A 15,061-nucleotide genomic window follows, 5' to 3' on the forward strand; every position below is an offset into this window, starting at 1 on the left:
TACCCGGCGAGCACGTGCCGGTCGACGCAGTTGTGGGCGACGTTCAGCTTGCCGCCGACGAACCACTTGGCGACGGGGGCGTCACTCCAGTCCAGCACCTGTGACCACGGTTGCGCCCAGTCGAGCTTGCGCGCCTGCTCGGCCCAGAACGCCTGCCGATCCTCGGCGGCCCAGCTGTACAGGGACGCATCGGCATTCGCCAGGGCGGCGAACTCGGTGCCGGGCGGGTAGCCGGTGGTGTCGCGGGAATCAGTGGTGGCGCTGGACAACGCGATATCTCCTAACGGGAAAGCACAGGGGACAACGAGGATCGAGCAGCGATCAGTGCGCGACCGCCTTCTCCGCGCCGACACCGGTCAGCGAGCGGACCTCCATCTCCGCCGTCTTGGCCGGGTCCTCGTCGGGCTTGCCGATCAGGGTGCCGACGATGCCGAGCACGAAAGCCAAGGGGATGGAGACGATTCCGGGATTGGACAGTGGGAACCAGTCGAAATCGGACCCGGGCAGCATCGCGGCCTTGTTGCCGGACACGGCGGGGGAGAAGACGATCAGCACGATGGTCGAGATCAGACCGCCGTACATGCTGAACAGCGCGCCGGTGGTGTTGAACCGCCGCCAGAACAGCGAGTACAGGATGGTCGGCAGGTTCGCCGCGGCCGCCACCGCGAAGGCCAGCGCAACCAGGAAGGCGATGTTCTGCCCGTTCGCCAGGATGCCGAGACCGATTGCGATCACGCCGATCACCACCGCGGTGATCCGGGATACCTTGACCTGCTTGGCATCGTCGACCTTGCCGCGCTTGACGACACCGGCGTAGATGTCGTGCGCGAACGAGGTGGCCGCCGTGATGGTGAGGCCCGCGACCACCGCGAGGATGGTGGCGAACGCGACCGCGGAGATGACGCCGAGCAGGATCACGCCGCCGAGTTCGAACGCGAGCAGCGGGGCCGCCGAGTTCTGCCCGCCCGCGGCGGCCAGGATCCGATCCGGGCCGACGATGGCGGCGGCGCCGTAGCCGAGCACCAGGGTGAACAGGTAGAACGCGCCGATCAGCCCGATCGCCCACACGACTGATCGGCGCGCCTCCTTCGCGGTCGGCACGGTGTAGAAGCGCATCAGCACATGCGGCAGACCCGCGGTGCCGAGCACCAGCGCCAAACCGAGAGACAGGAAGTTCAGTTTCGAGGTGGCGCTGCCGCCGTACTGCGCGCCGGGGGCGAGCACGTCCCGGGCGGCCACGGCCTTGTTCGTCGAATCGGCGACGTGCTCCTGTGCCGAGCCGAGGATGTCGGACAGGTTGAAGCCGAACTTGGCGAACACCATGATCGTCATCAGCGCCGCGCCGGTGATCAGCAGCACGGCCTTGATGATCTGCACCCATGTGGTGCCCTTCATGCCGCCGACCAGCACGTACACGATCATCAGCACGCCGACCACGGCGATCACGACCGATTGTCCGGTCTTGTCGGAGATGTCGAGCAGCAGCGCGACCAGACCGCCGGCGCCGGCCATCTGGGCCAGCAGATAGAACAGCGACACCGCCAGCGTGGTCAACGCCGCGGCGGTGCGCACCGGGCCCTGCTTCAACCGGAAGCTGAGCACATCGGCCATGGTGAATTTGCCGGTGTTCCGCAGCATTTCGGCGACCAGCAGCAGCGCGACCAGCCAGGCGACCAGGAAGCCGATGGAGTACAGGAAGCCGTCGTAGCCGTACACCGCGATGGCGCCGGCGATGCCGAGAAAGCTTGCGGCGGAAAGATAGTCACCGGCGATGGCGATGCCGTTCTGCGGGCCGGAGAAGCCGCGGCCACCGGTGAAGAAGTCGGCGGCGGTGGCGTTGCTGCGGCTGGCGCGGATCACCACGACCATGGTGATCGCGACGAACACGCCGAAGATGGCGATGTTCGCCACGGGCTCGCCGACGGTGGCCGCGGCGGCGTAGGTGCTGAGGTGAGTCACGCCCGGTCCCCTTCGAGGTGGTTACGGATGGCCTCCGCGCGCGGATCCAGTTCCCGGTTGGCGAACCGGACGTACAGCGCGGTGATGACGAAGGTGGACACGAACTGCCCGAGCCCGAGCAGCAATCCGACGTTGATGTTGCCGAAGAGCTTGTGCGCCATGAAGTCGTGCGCGTACGCGCCGAGCAACACGTAGCTGAGGTACCACAGCAGGAACAGCGCGGTCATCGGAAAAACGAAGCGGCGTAAGCGCATTCGTAGCTCTTGGAACTGCGGGCTGGCCTGCACTGCGATGAACTCGGCTGCACTCGGGGTGCGCCGGGCGGCGTCGCCGTCGAGTTCGGTACTGGTCATGATGGTCCTAGCGTGTGACATGGCTTACTTGCTGTGCACCGTAGCCAGGCCCGCGTGAAGAAATGGTGATGTGGTGTGGGTCACTCCGGGAAGGCGGCCGATTGTGCGGTGAGCGGTCGCTGTGCCGCGACGAGCGGTCGGCGGTTCAGTCCGAGCGCAGGCTGCGTTCGCGGTCGGCGCCCATGCCCAATCGTTCGGGCGCGTGCATGCGCACGAAGATCCGCCCCACCCGGCGCGTGCCCGGTCCCCGAGTCACCTTGCTGACCAGCATCATCGTCGCGAACGCCAGCGGGACGCTGATCGCCGCGGGATAGCCGAGCAGCGCCGCGGGCCAGCCGTTGCCGAAGTCGTCGGACAACCCGCCGGTCACCGAAACCACGGTCGCGCCACCGGATATCAGCCCGCCCGCGATCAGCCCGGCCGCGGCGCCGCGCGCGGTCAGACCCCGCCACCAGATGCCGAGCACCAGCAGCGGGCACAGCGTCGACGCGGCCACCGAGAAGGCCAGCCCGACCGTGCGGGACAGGTCCAGCGACGCCACGGTGAGCGAAAGGGCAAGCGGGACAACGCCGGCCACCAGCGCGGCGGCGCGGAAGTCGCGGATCCGGCCGCGCAGCATGTCGGTGCTGAGCACACCCGCGATACTGACCAGCAGCCCGGAGGACGTGGACAGGAACGCGGCGATCGCACCGGCGGCCACCAGTGCGGCGAGCAATTGGCCGGGCAGCCCGGCGACCACCGAACTCGGCATCAGCACCACCGCGGCGTCCGAGGTGCCGGTGATCAGCAGTTGCGGCACATACAGTCGCGCGAAGACGCCGAGCAGGATCGGGAACAGATAGAACAGGCCGACCAGGCCGATCACCGCGAGCGCCGTGGCACGCGCGGCCCGGCCGTCCGGGTTGGTGTAGAACCGCACCAGCACGTGCGGTAACCCCATGGTGCCGAGGAAGGTCGCGACGATCAGCGAATAGACTTGGTAGGTCGGGTGTCTGCCGCCGAAGCCGCCGCCCGGTTCCAGCCAGGCCGCGCCGTCCGCGGGAGCACCGGCCACCACGGGTACCTCGGTGCCCGCGGCCAGCACGAGCTCGGTGCCCGCCGCTAGCTCGTGGGTGCCGGGGGCGAGCGCCACCTCGCCGTCCACCGTCCGGTCATCGAGCCGCCCGGTGATCGAAACCTGTTGTGTCGCATCGACCTGTACCACCACGTCGGTGCGCACGTCGACCACGGTCCGCTCGGTCACCACCGGGGGAGCGGGCGCGCCGAGCGGCCGGTCCTCGCCGAGGAAATGGCCAAGCAGCACCAGGGCGGGGATCGCCACCGCGGTCAGCTTGAGCCAGTACTGGAAGGCCTGCACCAGCGTGATCGACCGCATGCCGCCGCCGGCCACATTGGCGATCACGATGGCGCCCACCGCGGCCGCGCCCACCCAGTCGGGCAGGCCGAGCAGCGTGTGCAGGGTCAGCCCGGCGCCTTGGAACTGCGGGATCAGATACACCCCGCACACCAGCACCACGACCAGCGCGGCCAATCTGCGCAATCGCAAGGAGCCCAAACGGAATTCGGCGAAATCCGGCACGGTGTACGCGCCCGAGCGGCGCAGCGGCGCGGCGACGAACAGCAGCAGCGCCAGGTATCCGGCGGTGAAGCCCACGGGGTACCACAGGGCGTCCGCGCCGTACTTCGCGATGAGCCCGGCCACGCCGAGAAACGAAGCGGCCGAGAGATACTCACCGGAGATGGCGGCGGCGTTCCAGCCGGATCGCACGCTGCGGGACGCGACCAGGAAGTCGGAGGTGGTGCGCGCCAGGCGAACTCCGTAGGCGCCGATCGCGACCGTCGCCAGTGCCGCGAACAGCAGCGCGAGCACGGTGAGCACCGGTACCGAAGCCGTGTTCATCAGTCCTCGGCCAGGTCCAGGAAGTCCTGCTCGTTGTGTTCGGCGAGGCGGACATACAGGCGGCCGATCAGATACAGCAGCGGGTAGACCGCGACGCCGAGCAGCAACCAGGGCAGCCGGATCCCCAGCACCACCACCGAACCCACCTGACCGATCCCGAAAAGCACCGGCAGCGCGCACAATACGACGACGGTGACCAGTCCGAGCCGCAACGCCAAGCCGAGCTGGGCCCGGATCAGCCCGCCGATCAGCGCCTCGCCGATCTCGGTCTGCTCGGCCACTTCCACCCGGGTGCGCACCCGGCGCGCGCCGCGCCGTTCCGACAGCACGACGCGCTGCCGGACCGGGCGCTGCGGCCCGGTCACTGGCCGGTCCATTGCTGCCGGGGCCGGTGCACCAGACGCTGTTTCAGCTCGCGGACCTGCCTGCGGCTGACCGGTAGTTCGACCGCTCCGGCGCTGCCTTCGGCGCGCAGGCACACCACGGTGCCGGTGCCGACGGTGCGCAGGCCGGTGACCAAACGCAAAGCGACCAGGTAGGAGCGGTGTACCCGCAGGAATCCGGCGTCCTGCCAGCGGGACTCCAACGCGGACAACGGGATCCGGACCAGGTGCGATCCGCCGCTGGTGTGCAGCCTGGCGTAGTCGCCGTCCGCCTCCACCCAGCTCACGCTGGACCGGGATACCAGCGTGGTCACGCCGCCGAGCTCGACCGGGATCACCTCGCTCGGGTCCGCGCGCGGCGTGTCGGCGATCGGCGCCGCGGCCGCCCGGGTGCTGACGATCCGGCGCACCGCCTCGGCCAGGCGCTCCTCCCGCAGTGGTTTGAGCAGATAGTCCACCGCGCCGAGATCGAACGCGGCCACCGCGCGGTCGTCGTGCGCGGTCACGAAGACCACCGCGGGCGGGTTCGCGAACTCCGAGAGGATGCCCGCCAGCTCCATGCCGTCCAGCCCGGGCATGTTGATATCGAGGAACACGGCGTCCACCGGATGCGCCCGCAACATGCGCAACGCGGTGGTCGCGTCGGCGGCGGCGTGGATCTCGCCGACGCCCGGCTGGGCGCGCAGCAAATAGACCAGCTCGTCGAGAGCCGGTTTCTCGTCGTCGACGGCGAGCACGCGGACTACGCCGCCGCTCCCCTCAGCGCTCCTGGCCACAATCGCTCCATCGTAGAGGCAGTGCCGGGTCGCACCGAGCGGAACGCTGCAGCAGCACCGAGGTGCTCGGCTCGTGAAGGCAGCGCGCCGGACACCGGCTCGGATTCCGGCGATCACGCCTGGATGCCGGCGCGGAACTTCGGCACGCGCAGCGAGACTTTGGTGCCCGCGCCGGGTGCGGTCTCGACGGTCAGGCCGTAGTCGTTGCCGAAGGCGGCGCGCAGCCGGTCGTCCACATTGGCGAGGCCGACATGCGCGGACTCACCGGAACCGGCTGGCCCCTTGCCGGTTTCGACGGCGTCGAGCGCGCCCGAGCGCAGCAGTTCCGGATCCATGCCGACGCCGTCGTCCTCGACACTGATCAGGCAGTCGGTGCCCGCGTCGGCCGCGGTGATGTGCACCGTGCCGCCGCGCGCCGCGCCCGCCAGGCCGTGCCGGACCGCGTTCTCCACCAGCGGTTGCAGCGCGAGAAAGGGCAGCACCACGCCGAGCACCTCCGGCGCGATCTGCAACCGGACGTCGAGCGCGTCGCCGAAGCGGGCGCGCTCGAGCGCGAGATAGCGCTCGATATTGCGCAGTTCGTCGGCCAGCACGGTGAATTCGCCCGCGGCGCGGAAGGAATAGCGGGTGAAGTCGGCGAATTCCAGGATCAACTCGCGGGCCCGATCCGGGTCGGTGCGCACGAACGAGGCGATCGTGTTCAGCGCGTTGTAGATGAAGTGCGGGCTGATCTGGGCGCGCAGCGCGCGCACCTCGGCGCGATCGAGCCGGGCCCGGGAGGCGTCCAGTTCGGCCAATTCCAGTTGGCCGCAGGCGTATCGAGCCACCTCGGCCACCGCGCCGAGCCAGCCCGGCCCCGGCCGGCCGGTGGTGACGACGCCGATCGCCCCCGCCACCCCGGTGCTCTCGATCAGCAGCGGCTGCGCAAGGAGCGTGCGACCGGCGTGCTCGCTGTGACCCGGCCCGGCCACGAGGACCGGCCGCTCGCCGGTGACCGCCCGCTTGGCCGCCTCGGTGAAATGCTCGGCGAGTTCGGCGTGCGGACCGTCCCAGGCGAGCAGGGTGCCGTCCGGGTCGGCGATGCCGAGCGCTTCGGCGCCGGTCAGCACCCGCAGGTGCGGCGCGGATTCGCGCGCCGACTGTTCGGTGAGCCCGCGGCGCAGCGGAATCGCCGCCAGCGACGCGGTGTGCAGCGCCGTGTGCACCGCGCGCTCGGCCGGCGTAGTGACCACCCGGCGGGTGCGCGGCCAGATCACCAGCGCACCGGCGATCATGGCGGCCGAGACCACGAGGGCGACGATCGTCGCCGTCACCGCGCGCCCCACGGCACCGGAACTCCGTTCATGCGCCGATTATCGCGCCCGGCACCGTCGGTATGCCGGTGCCGCGCATGGCCTGTCCGCGCGCACCGGCGTATCCGTGCGTGCGGGCCTGACCTGTGCGCGGCGTCAGCCCTGGTATTCGCCGACGCGGAACTCGACCTCGCCGGGTTCCGGGATATGCGTTGCCCCGAGATCCGGGGGCAGCACCGTGTGGTCCGGCGATGACCGCCGCTGCCGGTCGGGTCGAGTAGGGTCGGTCGTTCCGCGCTGGACGTCGCTCGCGGAAATCGGACTCCCCGAGGGGGTCTCGCGGGACGCGCCGGTGATCTTCGACACCGACACGCCGGGGGCTCCTGGGATGTCTCGATGCGCCGCGCGCGCCTCGAAAAAAATGTCGTACCGACGTGCCTAGAATCGCTAGGCCAACCCCCGTCGAGACCTTGGGAGGAAGGACCGTCTTGGCCGCCTCGTCCGGATCGTTCGTTCACCTGCACAACCACACCGAGTACTCCATGCTCGATGGTGCGGCAAAGATTTCGCCCCTGTTCGCGGAGGCGAAACGGCTGGGAATGAACGCGGTCGGGATGACCGACCACGGCAACATGTACGGCGCCTCCGAGTTCTACAACTCGGCGAAGAAAGCCGACATCAAACCGATCATCGGCATCGAGGCCTACATCGCGCCCGCCTCCCGCTTCGACACCAAGCGCGTGCTGTGGGGTGACCCGAGCCAGAAGGGCGACGACGTCTCCGGCTCCGGCGCCTACACCCACATGACCATGGTCGCGGAGACCGCGACCGGCCTGCGCAACCTGTTCAAGCTCTCGTCGCTGGCCTCGCTCGAGGGCCAGCTCGGCAAGTGGGCGCGGATGGACGAGGAGATCATCGCCCAGTACGCCGAGGGCATCATCGCGACCACCGGCTGCCCCTCGGGCGAGGTGCAGACCAGGCTGCGCCTCGGCCACGACCGCGAGGCCCTGGAGGCGGCGGCCAAGTGGCAGGAGATCTTCGGCAAGGACAATTTCTTCCTCGAGATCATGGATCACGGGCTGTCCATCGAACGCCGGGTCCGCGAGGGCCTGCTCGAGGTCGGCCGCAAGCTCGGCATCCCGCCGCTGGCCACCAACGACTGCCACTACGTCACCAAGGACCAGTCCACCAACCACGAAGCGCTGCTGTGCATTCAGACCGGCAAGACGCTCTCCGACCCGACCAGGTTCAAGTTCGACGGTGACGGCTACTTCCTGAAGTCCGCCGAGGAGATGCGCGCGCTGTGGGACGCCGAGGTGCCCGGCGCCTGCGACAACACCGTGCTCATCGGCGAGCGGGTGCAGTCCTACGACGACGTCTGGGCTTTCAAGGACCGGATGCCGGTGTTCCCGGTGCCCGAGGGCGAGGACCAGGATTCGTGGCTGCGCAAAGAGGTCGACCGTGGCCTCGAGCGTCGCTTCCCCGGCGGCGTGCCCGAGGAGTACTACAGCCGCGCCTATTTCGAGCTCGACGTCATCAAGCAGAAGGGTTTCCCGGCCTACTTCCTCGTCGTCGGTGACCTCGTCTCGCACGCGAAAGAGGTCGGTATCCGGGTCGGTCCCGGCCGTGGTTCGGCGGCCGGTTCGCTGGTCGCCTACGCGCTGGGCATCACCAATATCGACCCGATTCCGCACGGCCTGCTGTTCGAGCGGTTCCTGAACCCGGAACGCCCGTCCGCGCCCGATATCGATATCGACTTCGACGATCGCCGCCGCGGTGAGATGGTCCGCTACGCCACCGAGAAGTGGGGCAGCGACCGGGTCGCCCAGGTGATCACCTTCGGCACCATCAAGACCAAGGCCGCGATCAAGGACTCCGCGCGAGTCCTGTTCGGCCAGCCCGGTTTCGCCATCGCCGACCAGATCTCCAAGGCGCTGCCGCCGCCGATCATGGCCAAGGACATCTCGGTTGCGGGCATCACCGATCCCGACCACGAGCGGTACAAGGAAGCCGCCGAGGTCCGCGAGCTGATCAGCACGAATCCCGATGTCGCGAAGATCTACGAGACCGCCCGTGGCCTCGAGGGCCTGATCCGCAACGCGGGCGTGCACGCCTGTGCGGTCATCATGTCCTCCGAGCCGCTGACCGACGCGATCCCGGTGTGGAAGCGGGCCCAGGACGGCGCCATCATCACCGGGTGGGACTACCCGTCCTGCGAGGCCATCGGCCTGCTGAAGATGGACTTCCTCGGCCTGCGCAACCTCACCGTCATCGGCGACGCGCTGGACAACATCAAGGCCAACCGCGGCATCGACCTCGACATGGACAACCTGCCGCTCGACGATCCCGCGACCTACGAATTGCTGTCCCGCGGTGACACGCTCGGCGTCTTCCAGCTCGACGGCGGCCCCATGCGCGATCTGCTGCGGCGCATGCAGCCGACCGGCTTCAACGACATCGTCGCGGTGCTCGCGCTGTATCGCCCCGGCCCGATGGGCATGAACGCGCACAACGACTATGCCGACCGCAAGAACGGGCGGCAGGAGATCAAACCGATCCACCCGGAGCTCGAAGAGCCGCTGAAGGACATTCTCGCCGAGACCTACGGCCTGATCGTCTACCAAGAGCAGATCATGTTCATCGCCCAGAAGGTCGCCAGCTACACCATGGGCAAGGCCGACGCGCTGCGCAAGGCCATGGGTAAGAAGAAGCTCGAGGTGCTCGAGGCCGAGTACAAGGGCTTCCACGAGGGCATGACGAACAACGGGTTCTCCGAGGCCGCGGTGAAGGCTCTGTGGGACACCATCCTTCCGTTCGCCGGTTACGCGTTCAACAAGTCGCACGCCGCGGGCTACGGCCTGGTCTCGTTCTGGACCGCCTACCTCAAGGCCAACTACCCGGCCGAATACATGGCCGGACTGCTCACCTCCGTCGGTGACGACAAGGACAAGGCCGCGGTCTACCTCTCGGACTGCCGCCGCCTGGGCATCACCGTGCTGCCGCCGGACGTCAACGAGTCCGAGCTGAACTTCGCCTCGGTCGGCAAGGACATCCGGTTCGGGCTCGGCGCGGTGCGCAACGTCGGCGCCAACGTGGTGTCCTCGATCATCGCCGCGCGCAAGGAGAAGTCGAAGTTCACCGACTTCTCCGACTACCTGAACAAGATCGACGCCATCGCCTGCACCAAGAAGGTCACCGAATCCCTCATCAAGGCAGGCGGATTCGACTCGCTCGGGCACCCGCGCAAGGGTCTGCTGCTGGTGCACTCCGATGCCATCGACGCGGTGATGTCCACCAAGAAGGCCGAGGCGATCGGGCAGTTCGATCTGTTCGGCGGCGTCGACGCGGACGAGTCGGTGGCCTCGGTGTTCAACGTGAAGGTGCCCGACGACGAGTGGGAGTCCAAGCACAAGCTGGCCCTCGAGCGCGAGATGCTCGGCCTGTACGTGTCCGGGCATCCGCTCAACGGCGTCGAGCATGTGCTCGCGGCGCAGGCGGATACGCAGATCCCCGCCATCCTCGAAGGCGATATCAAGGACGGCGCGCAGGTGACCCTCGGCGGCATCCTCGCCTCGGTGAACCGGCGCATCAACAAGAACGGTCTCGCCTGGGCGTCCGCGCAGCTCGAAGACCTCTCCGGTGGTATCGAGGTGCTGTTCTTCCCGCAGGCCTACTCGGTCTACGGCATGGACGTGGTCGAGGACGCGGTGGTGCTGGTGAAGGCGCGGGTCTCGGTCCGCGACGACCGCATCTCGCTCATCGCCAACGATCTCGCCGTCCCCGACCTGTCCTCCATCGGCGTGGCCAAACCGCTCGCCGTCACCCTCTCCACCCGTCTGTGCACCCCCGACAAGATCGGCGAACTCAAGCGCGTCCTGTCCCGCCACCCCGGCACCTCCGACGTACACATCCGCCACGTCGGCGCCCGTGACAAAACCACCCTCCTGAAACTCGACGACAGCCTGCGCGTCTCCCCGTCCTCGGCGTTGATGGGCGACTTGAAAGCGCTCCTCGGGCCGGGCTGTTTGGCCGTCTGAGCCCGGCTGCCCTCCGCCCTCCGCCGGGAGGGGTGTGCCTGAATCACCGCACCGGTTTCGACGTGTGGCGTGGGTTTGATGTGCCGCATGAGATCTGACGTGTCGAGTCGGTCAGTTGATCAGGAGGAACTGGTGGCGGAGGTCTCTCGGCCGATGCCGCCGCCAGTTCCTCCTGATCGACGGACCAGGTGTGCCGGCTCGCCTGGCGTGGCGAACTTACCCCGCTGGGGCGGGCCGCAGCGGGGTGGGGAGGTCAGTGGGTTAGTGCGGGGGTTGGGTGGTCGGTGGGGGTTGGGGTGGAGTGACGGCGGGGGAGGAGCTGTTCCCAGGTGATGGTGCCCAGGGCGGCCAGGCCGACGGCGGCGCCGATCCAGGCGACGCCGGCGTAACCGAGTCCGGCGCCGATGGCCAGGCCGCCGAGCCAGGGGCCGACGGTGATGCCGATATTGAAGGACGAGACGTTGAAAGCGGGGGCCAGGGTGGGACCGTCGGCGGCGAGGTTGAAGACGCGGCTGTTGAGGGTGGGGTTGGTGCCGAAACCGAAGGCGCCCAACAGGAATGCGAGCACCACGACGGGTGCCGGGTATTCGGCGGTGAGTGCGAGCAGGACCGAGGTGATGATCAGGCCGGTGACGCCGACGTAGAGGGTGCGCACGGGATGCGCGTCGGCGGTGCGCCCGCCGACGACGATGCCGAAGAAGCTGCCGGCACCGTACACGGCCAGCACGATCGGGATCCAGATTCCGTGCAGGCCGGTGGTTTCGGCGAGCAGCGCGCCGAGGTAGGCGAAGCTGGCCAGCAGCGCGGCGGTGGCGAGGGCGGTGGTGGCGTAGGAGAGCCAGAGCCGTGGATTCACCATGCTGCGCAGTTCTTTTCGCAGATCCGGTATGGTCTCGACGCGTCCGGCGGGGATCTTGGTGAACACGCCGAGCATCGCCAGGGTGGACATGATCGCGACGGTCCAGAACGCGGCGCGCCAGCCGAGGTGCTGGCCGATCACGGTGCCCACGGGCAGGCCGACGACGGTGGCGATGGTGAGCCCGCCCGCGACGATGCTCATCGCTTTACCGCGGGCGTCGGCGGGCACCAATCCGATGGCGGTGGTCGCCGCGACCGACCAGAAGCCGGCATAGACGAAGGCGCCGACCGCCCTGGTCGCGAACAGGACCCAGTAGTCCGAGGTCAGCGCCGCGACCACATGGGTGGCGACGAAGACGGCGAGAAAGGCGAGCAGCGCGTTACGGCGTGGTAGTCGCAGCGTCGCCACCGCCAGCACCGGCGCGCCGACCAGCATGCCGAGCGCGAAGGCCGAAATGAGCAGTCCCGCTTGCGGAATGCTCACCCCGAGGTCGGCGGAGAGCTCGGTGAGCAGTCCCGAGAGCATCAGCTCCGAGGTGCCCTGGGCGAAGATGGACAGCCCGAGGATGTAGACGGCTAGGGGCATCGGAGACCTCTCCTGTTTTAGATCGTTCGGTTCAAAACTGAGACAGAAGGCGAGGGGCCGACCGTTTTTCGGTCGATCAGAAGGCGTCGAGCGCGGTGGTGGCGATGGCCGCCAGCGCGTCGCGGCTCGCGCCGCCGCGGGCGGCGACGCGCATGCCGGCGATGGTCGCGTTCATGAAGTGCGCCAGTTGGTCGGCGGTCTTGCTGTTGTCGATTTCGCCTGCGCGCCTGCCGCTTTCGAGTGCGTCGCGGAGCGCGGCGAGGCGTCGGCGCTGGTCCTCGCGCAGCGTGGCCGCCACCTCGGCGTCGTGCGGTGCGAGTTCGACCATCGAGTTGACGACGAGGCAGCCGAGCGGATCGGCCTCCGGCGCGTCGACCACCTGCCACAGCAGCGCGCGCATTTTGGCCTTCGCGTCCAGGTCGCTGTCCAGAAGTTCGAAGGTGGTGGCGTTCTTGGTGGTCATGTACCGTCGCAGGGCCCGTTCGAACAGGTCGCGCTTGCTGGCGAAGGTGTTGTAGATGCTGCTGCGGCCCAGGCCGGTCGCCTCGCACAGCGCCTGTGTCGAGGTGGCCTCGTAGCCCGCGATCCAGAACGCGCGCATCGCGGCATCCACCGCGCGCTCCTCGTCGAACTGTCTCGGTCGTGCCATGCCGGTCACGCTAGCACATTTTGAACTGATCATTTCAAAATGGATGGTGCGCGCGTTGAGCTGCGCTTTCGGCGAGCGGCTAAGCGGCGACCGCCACGCCGAGCGACTGCGCGGCGAGAAACCGCGGGGCGTCCTCGCCGTAGAACACATCGATATCGCGGATCTCGAATCCCGCGTCGGTGAGCAGGCCGCGGATATCGCGGTTCAGGTGGCACCCGCCCGCGAAGGTCTTCTGAATCGGATTGAGCCGGTGCTGCCACACCTGCACGCGCTGGTCCGGTGCGAGGCCGTGCTCGACGAAGTGCAGGGTGCCGCCCGGTGCGAGTACCCGGCGCACTTCCGCCAGCGCGGTCGCCACGTCGGGGATGGTGCACAACGTCCAGGTGGACAGGGCGCTGTCGAAACTGTTGTCGCCGAACGGCAGTGCTTGCCCGTCCAGTCCGGACCGTTCGATCGGCACCCTGGCTGCCGCGACCCGCTCGCTCGCGAGCCGCCAGCCGAGGTCGGCGGGTTCGACCGCGCTGACCAGCTCGACGGTCTCCGGATAGAACGGCACGTTCAGCCCGGACCCGAACCCGATCTCCACCACTCGGCCGGTGAGGCCCGCGCACACCCGCTCGCGCAGCGGTTCGTTGAACCGCATCCCGCAGGCCGCGTCCACGATCCGCGGCACCACTCGATCTCGATAGAAGCCCACACGCCCACTCTTCCAGTACCCGAGCGATACCGCCACGTCTGTTTCTGAGACGGCGCGCTACCGGCCTGCAATCGCGGCGGGGTTCGAACCCGCTGGTCCCTGACCTTTCCGGGGCCGTCGCGTACCTCGACAAGGGGCGGCAACGGACTGTCCAGCGCCTGTGGGCCGCGGCCGCACACCCGTTCGCGCGCCGCTTGCGGAAAGGTCACGAAAGACAACTGTCCGAGACAGACCCATTGCCGGGTGTGACCGTCGCCATTACCGTGGAAAGATGAGCAACGATGCCGCGGGGGGTCCAGCGCCGATCCCCACTGGGACGAGTGGCCACGCCACCGCCGAATTCGCCCCCCTGGTGCGCGCTTTCGCCAGGACCTTCGGACGCCGTCGCGGGCGGGCGGCGCGCTGTCGGTGCACCTGCACGGCGAACCCCTGCTCGACATCTGCACCGGCTCCGCGGGCGGCACGTCCCCCTGGACCCAGGACACCGGGTCGATCATCTTCTCCGCCACCAAAGGTGTCACCGCCACCGTCATCCACCGGCTCGCCGATCGCGGACTGATCGATTACGCCGCACCGGTCGCCGAGTACTGGCCGGAGTTCGGCGCGAACGGCAAGGACAAGATCACGGTGCGCCAGACGATGACGCACAGTGCGGGACTGTCCGCGCTCGCCCCCCTCGCCACCGGCCTGGACGACGTGCTCGATCACGAACTGATGGAACAGCGTCTCGCGGCCGCGAAACCCGATCGGCTGCTGGGTGTTCCGGCCTATCACGCGCTCACCTACGGCTGGCTGATGGCCGGTCTCGCCCGCGCGGTCACCGGCCACAGCATGGGCGAGCTGTTCCGCTCCGAGGTGGCCGATCCGCTCGGCCTCGAGGGCATCCACCTCGGCCTGCCGCCCGAACACGCGCGCACCACGTACGCGCCGCTGGCGGGAACGCACCTGAAGGCGATCGGAAACCCGCTCGGCGCACTGGTATTGGGCCGCAGCCACCGGATCCCCGGCGCGCTGGGCGCGGCGACGCGCTGCCTGTTCCTGCCGGGGTTGGAATCCATCCTGGAGGGTGACGCGCCGCCGATCCTGCGCACCGAACTCGGCGCGGGCAACGGCGTGTGCACCGCGTCCGCTCTCGCCGGGATGTACGGCGTGCTGGCCAATGACGGTGTCGCGGACGGAAAGCAGTATCTCAGCGCGCGAACCATCAACGCGATCCGGCGAATTCAGACCTACCGGCTCGACAACGCGCTGTTCTACGCCCCGATGCTGTGGCGGCTCGGCTACCACTCGCTGCCGATGCCGGGCGCGCGGGCCGGGTTCGGGCATATCGGTCTGGGTGGATCGTTCGGCTGGGCCGAACCGCGCCTGGGACTTTCGGTCGGCTTCGTGCACAACCGGTTGTCGGCGGCGCAGCTGTCCTACGACCAGTCCGCCGCCTTCTGGCTGCTGCCGCTGGTGCTCAACTGCCTGCGGGCCACCCGTCGGATTCCGGTCGAGGTGCCGCAGGAGAAAGCGGCCTGAGCACTACGGCCGCCACGCGGAAAGCGGTGCGGCCGTAGCTTTTCGGTCAG

13 protein-coding genes are annotated in these 15,061 nt (G+C 68.6%); 2 read left to right on the forward strand and 11 right to left on the reverse strand.

The window, feature by feature from the left end:
• From NBRGI_RS43240 to NBRGI_RS00520, 8 genes are all read right to left on the reverse strand, one after another.
• Window positions 1–269, reverse strand: a 269-nt coding sequence (locus NBRGI_RS43240) for an acetyl-coenzyme A synthetase N-terminal domain-containing protein (RefSeq protein WP_036556826.1), incomplete at its 3' end; no start/stop codon positions are given.
• 52 nt (window positions 270–321) lie between these two features.
• The gene (locus NBRGI_RS00490) at window positions 322–1,959 is read right to left on the reverse strand and encodes a solute symporter family protein (RefSeq protein ID WP_029892249.1); all 1,638 of its coding nucleotides are present in this window, start codon (window positions 1,957–1,959) and stop codon (window positions 322–324) included.
• On the reverse strand, window positions 1,956–2,312 hold the full coding sequence (locus tag NBRGI_RS00495) for a DUF485 domain-containing protein (RefSeq protein WP_029892250.1): 357 nt from the start codon (window positions 2,310–2,312) through the stop codon (window positions 1,956–1,958). Before NBRGI_RS00495 ends, NBRGI_RS00490 begins: the two co-directional genes overlap by 4 nt.
• A gap of 145 nt (window positions 2,313–2,457) precedes the next feature.
• On the reverse strand, window positions 2,458–4,212 hold the full coding sequence (locus NBRGI_RS00500; protein ID WP_029892251.1) for a sodium/solute symporter: 1,755 nt from the start codon (window positions 4,210–4,212) through the stop codon (window positions 2,458–2,460).
• Window positions 4,212–4,589, reverse strand: a complete 378-nt coding sequence (locus tag NBRGI_RS00505) for a hypothetical protein (RefSeq protein ID WP_029892252.1) — start codon at window positions 4,587–4,589, stop codon at window positions 4,212–4,214. The genes NBRGI_RS00500 and NBRGI_RS00505 overlap by 1 nt, the downstream gene beginning before the upstream one ends.
• Window positions 4,574–5,371 carry a LytR/AlgR family response regulator transcription factor gene (locus tag NBRGI_RS00510; protein ID WP_029892253.1) on the reverse strand — a complete coding sequence of 266 codons (798 nt, stop codon included), beginning with the start codon at window positions 5,369–5,371 and terminating at the stop codon, window positions 4,574–4,576. Before NBRGI_RS00510 ends, NBRGI_RS00505 begins: the two co-directional genes overlap by 16 nt.
• A gap of 113 nt (window positions 5,372–5,484) precedes the next feature.
• Window positions 5,485–6,684 (reverse strand): sensor histidine kinase, encoded by a 1,200-nt coding sequence (locus NBRGI_RS00515; protein ID WP_029892254.1) that lies wholly within the window; start codon window positions 6,682–6,684, stop codon window positions 5,485–5,487.
• 135 nt (window positions 6,685–6,819) lie between these two features.
• Window positions 6,820–7,035: a hypothetical protein gene (locus tag NBRGI_RS00520; RefSeq protein ID WP_029892255.1), complete on the reverse strand. Its 216-nt coding sequence runs from the start codon at window positions 7,033–7,035 to the stop codon at window positions 6,820–6,822.
• A gap of 116 nt (window positions 7,036–7,151) precedes the next feature.
• Between NBRGI_RS00520 and dnaE the strand changes: the two genes are divergently transcribed.
• The gene (dnaE, locus tag NBRGI_RS00525) at window positions 7,152–10,700 is read left to right on the forward strand and encodes a DNA polymerase III subunit alpha (RefSeq protein WP_029892256.1); all 3,549 of its coding nucleotides are present in this window, start codon (window positions 7,152–7,154) and stop codon (window positions 10,698–10,700) included.
• A gap of 253 nt (window positions 10,701–10,953) precedes the next feature.
• Here the strand turns inward: dnaE and NBRGI_RS00530 are convergent, their stop codons facing one another.
• From NBRGI_RS00530 to NBRGI_RS00540, 3 genes are all read right to left on the reverse strand, one after another.
• Window positions 10,954–12,144, reverse strand: a complete 1,191-nt coding sequence (locus tag NBRGI_RS00530; protein ID WP_029892257.1) for a Cmx/CmrA family chloramphenicol efflux MFS transporter — start codon at window positions 12,142–12,144, stop codon at window positions 10,954–10,956.
• Window positions 12,145–12,220: 76 nt separating this feature from the next.
• The gene (locus NBRGI_RS00535) at window positions 12,221–12,793 is read right to left on the reverse strand and encodes a TetR/AcrR family transcriptional regulator (protein WP_029892258.1); all 573 of its coding nucleotides are present in this window, start codon (window positions 12,791–12,793) and stop codon (window positions 12,221–12,223) included.
• 79 nt (window positions 12,794–12,872) lie between these two features.
• Entirely contained in the window at window positions 12,873–13,490 is a 618-nt protein-coding gene (locus tag NBRGI_RS00540) for a class I SAM-dependent methyltransferase (RefSeq protein WP_029892259.1), read from the reverse strand.
• 408 nt (window positions 13,491–13,898) lie between these two features.
• Here NBRGI_RS00540 and NBRGI_RS43245 point away from each other — a divergent pair, with 408 nt between their 5' ends.
• Window positions 13,899–15,011, forward strand: coding sequence for a serine hydrolase domain-containing protein (locus tag NBRGI_RS43245; protein ID WP_235210801.1), 1,113 nt, complete (start codon window positions 13,899–13,901; stop codon window positions 15,009–15,011).
• The last annotated feature ends 50 nt before the right edge of the window (window positions 15,012–15,061 follow it).

The sequence above is a fragment of the Nocardia brasiliensis IFM 10847 genome, from assembly GCF_000710915.1.
Classification (GTDB): Bacteria; Actinomycetota; Actinomycetes; order Mycobacteriales; family Mycobacteriaceae; genus Nocardia; species Nocardia brasiliensis_A.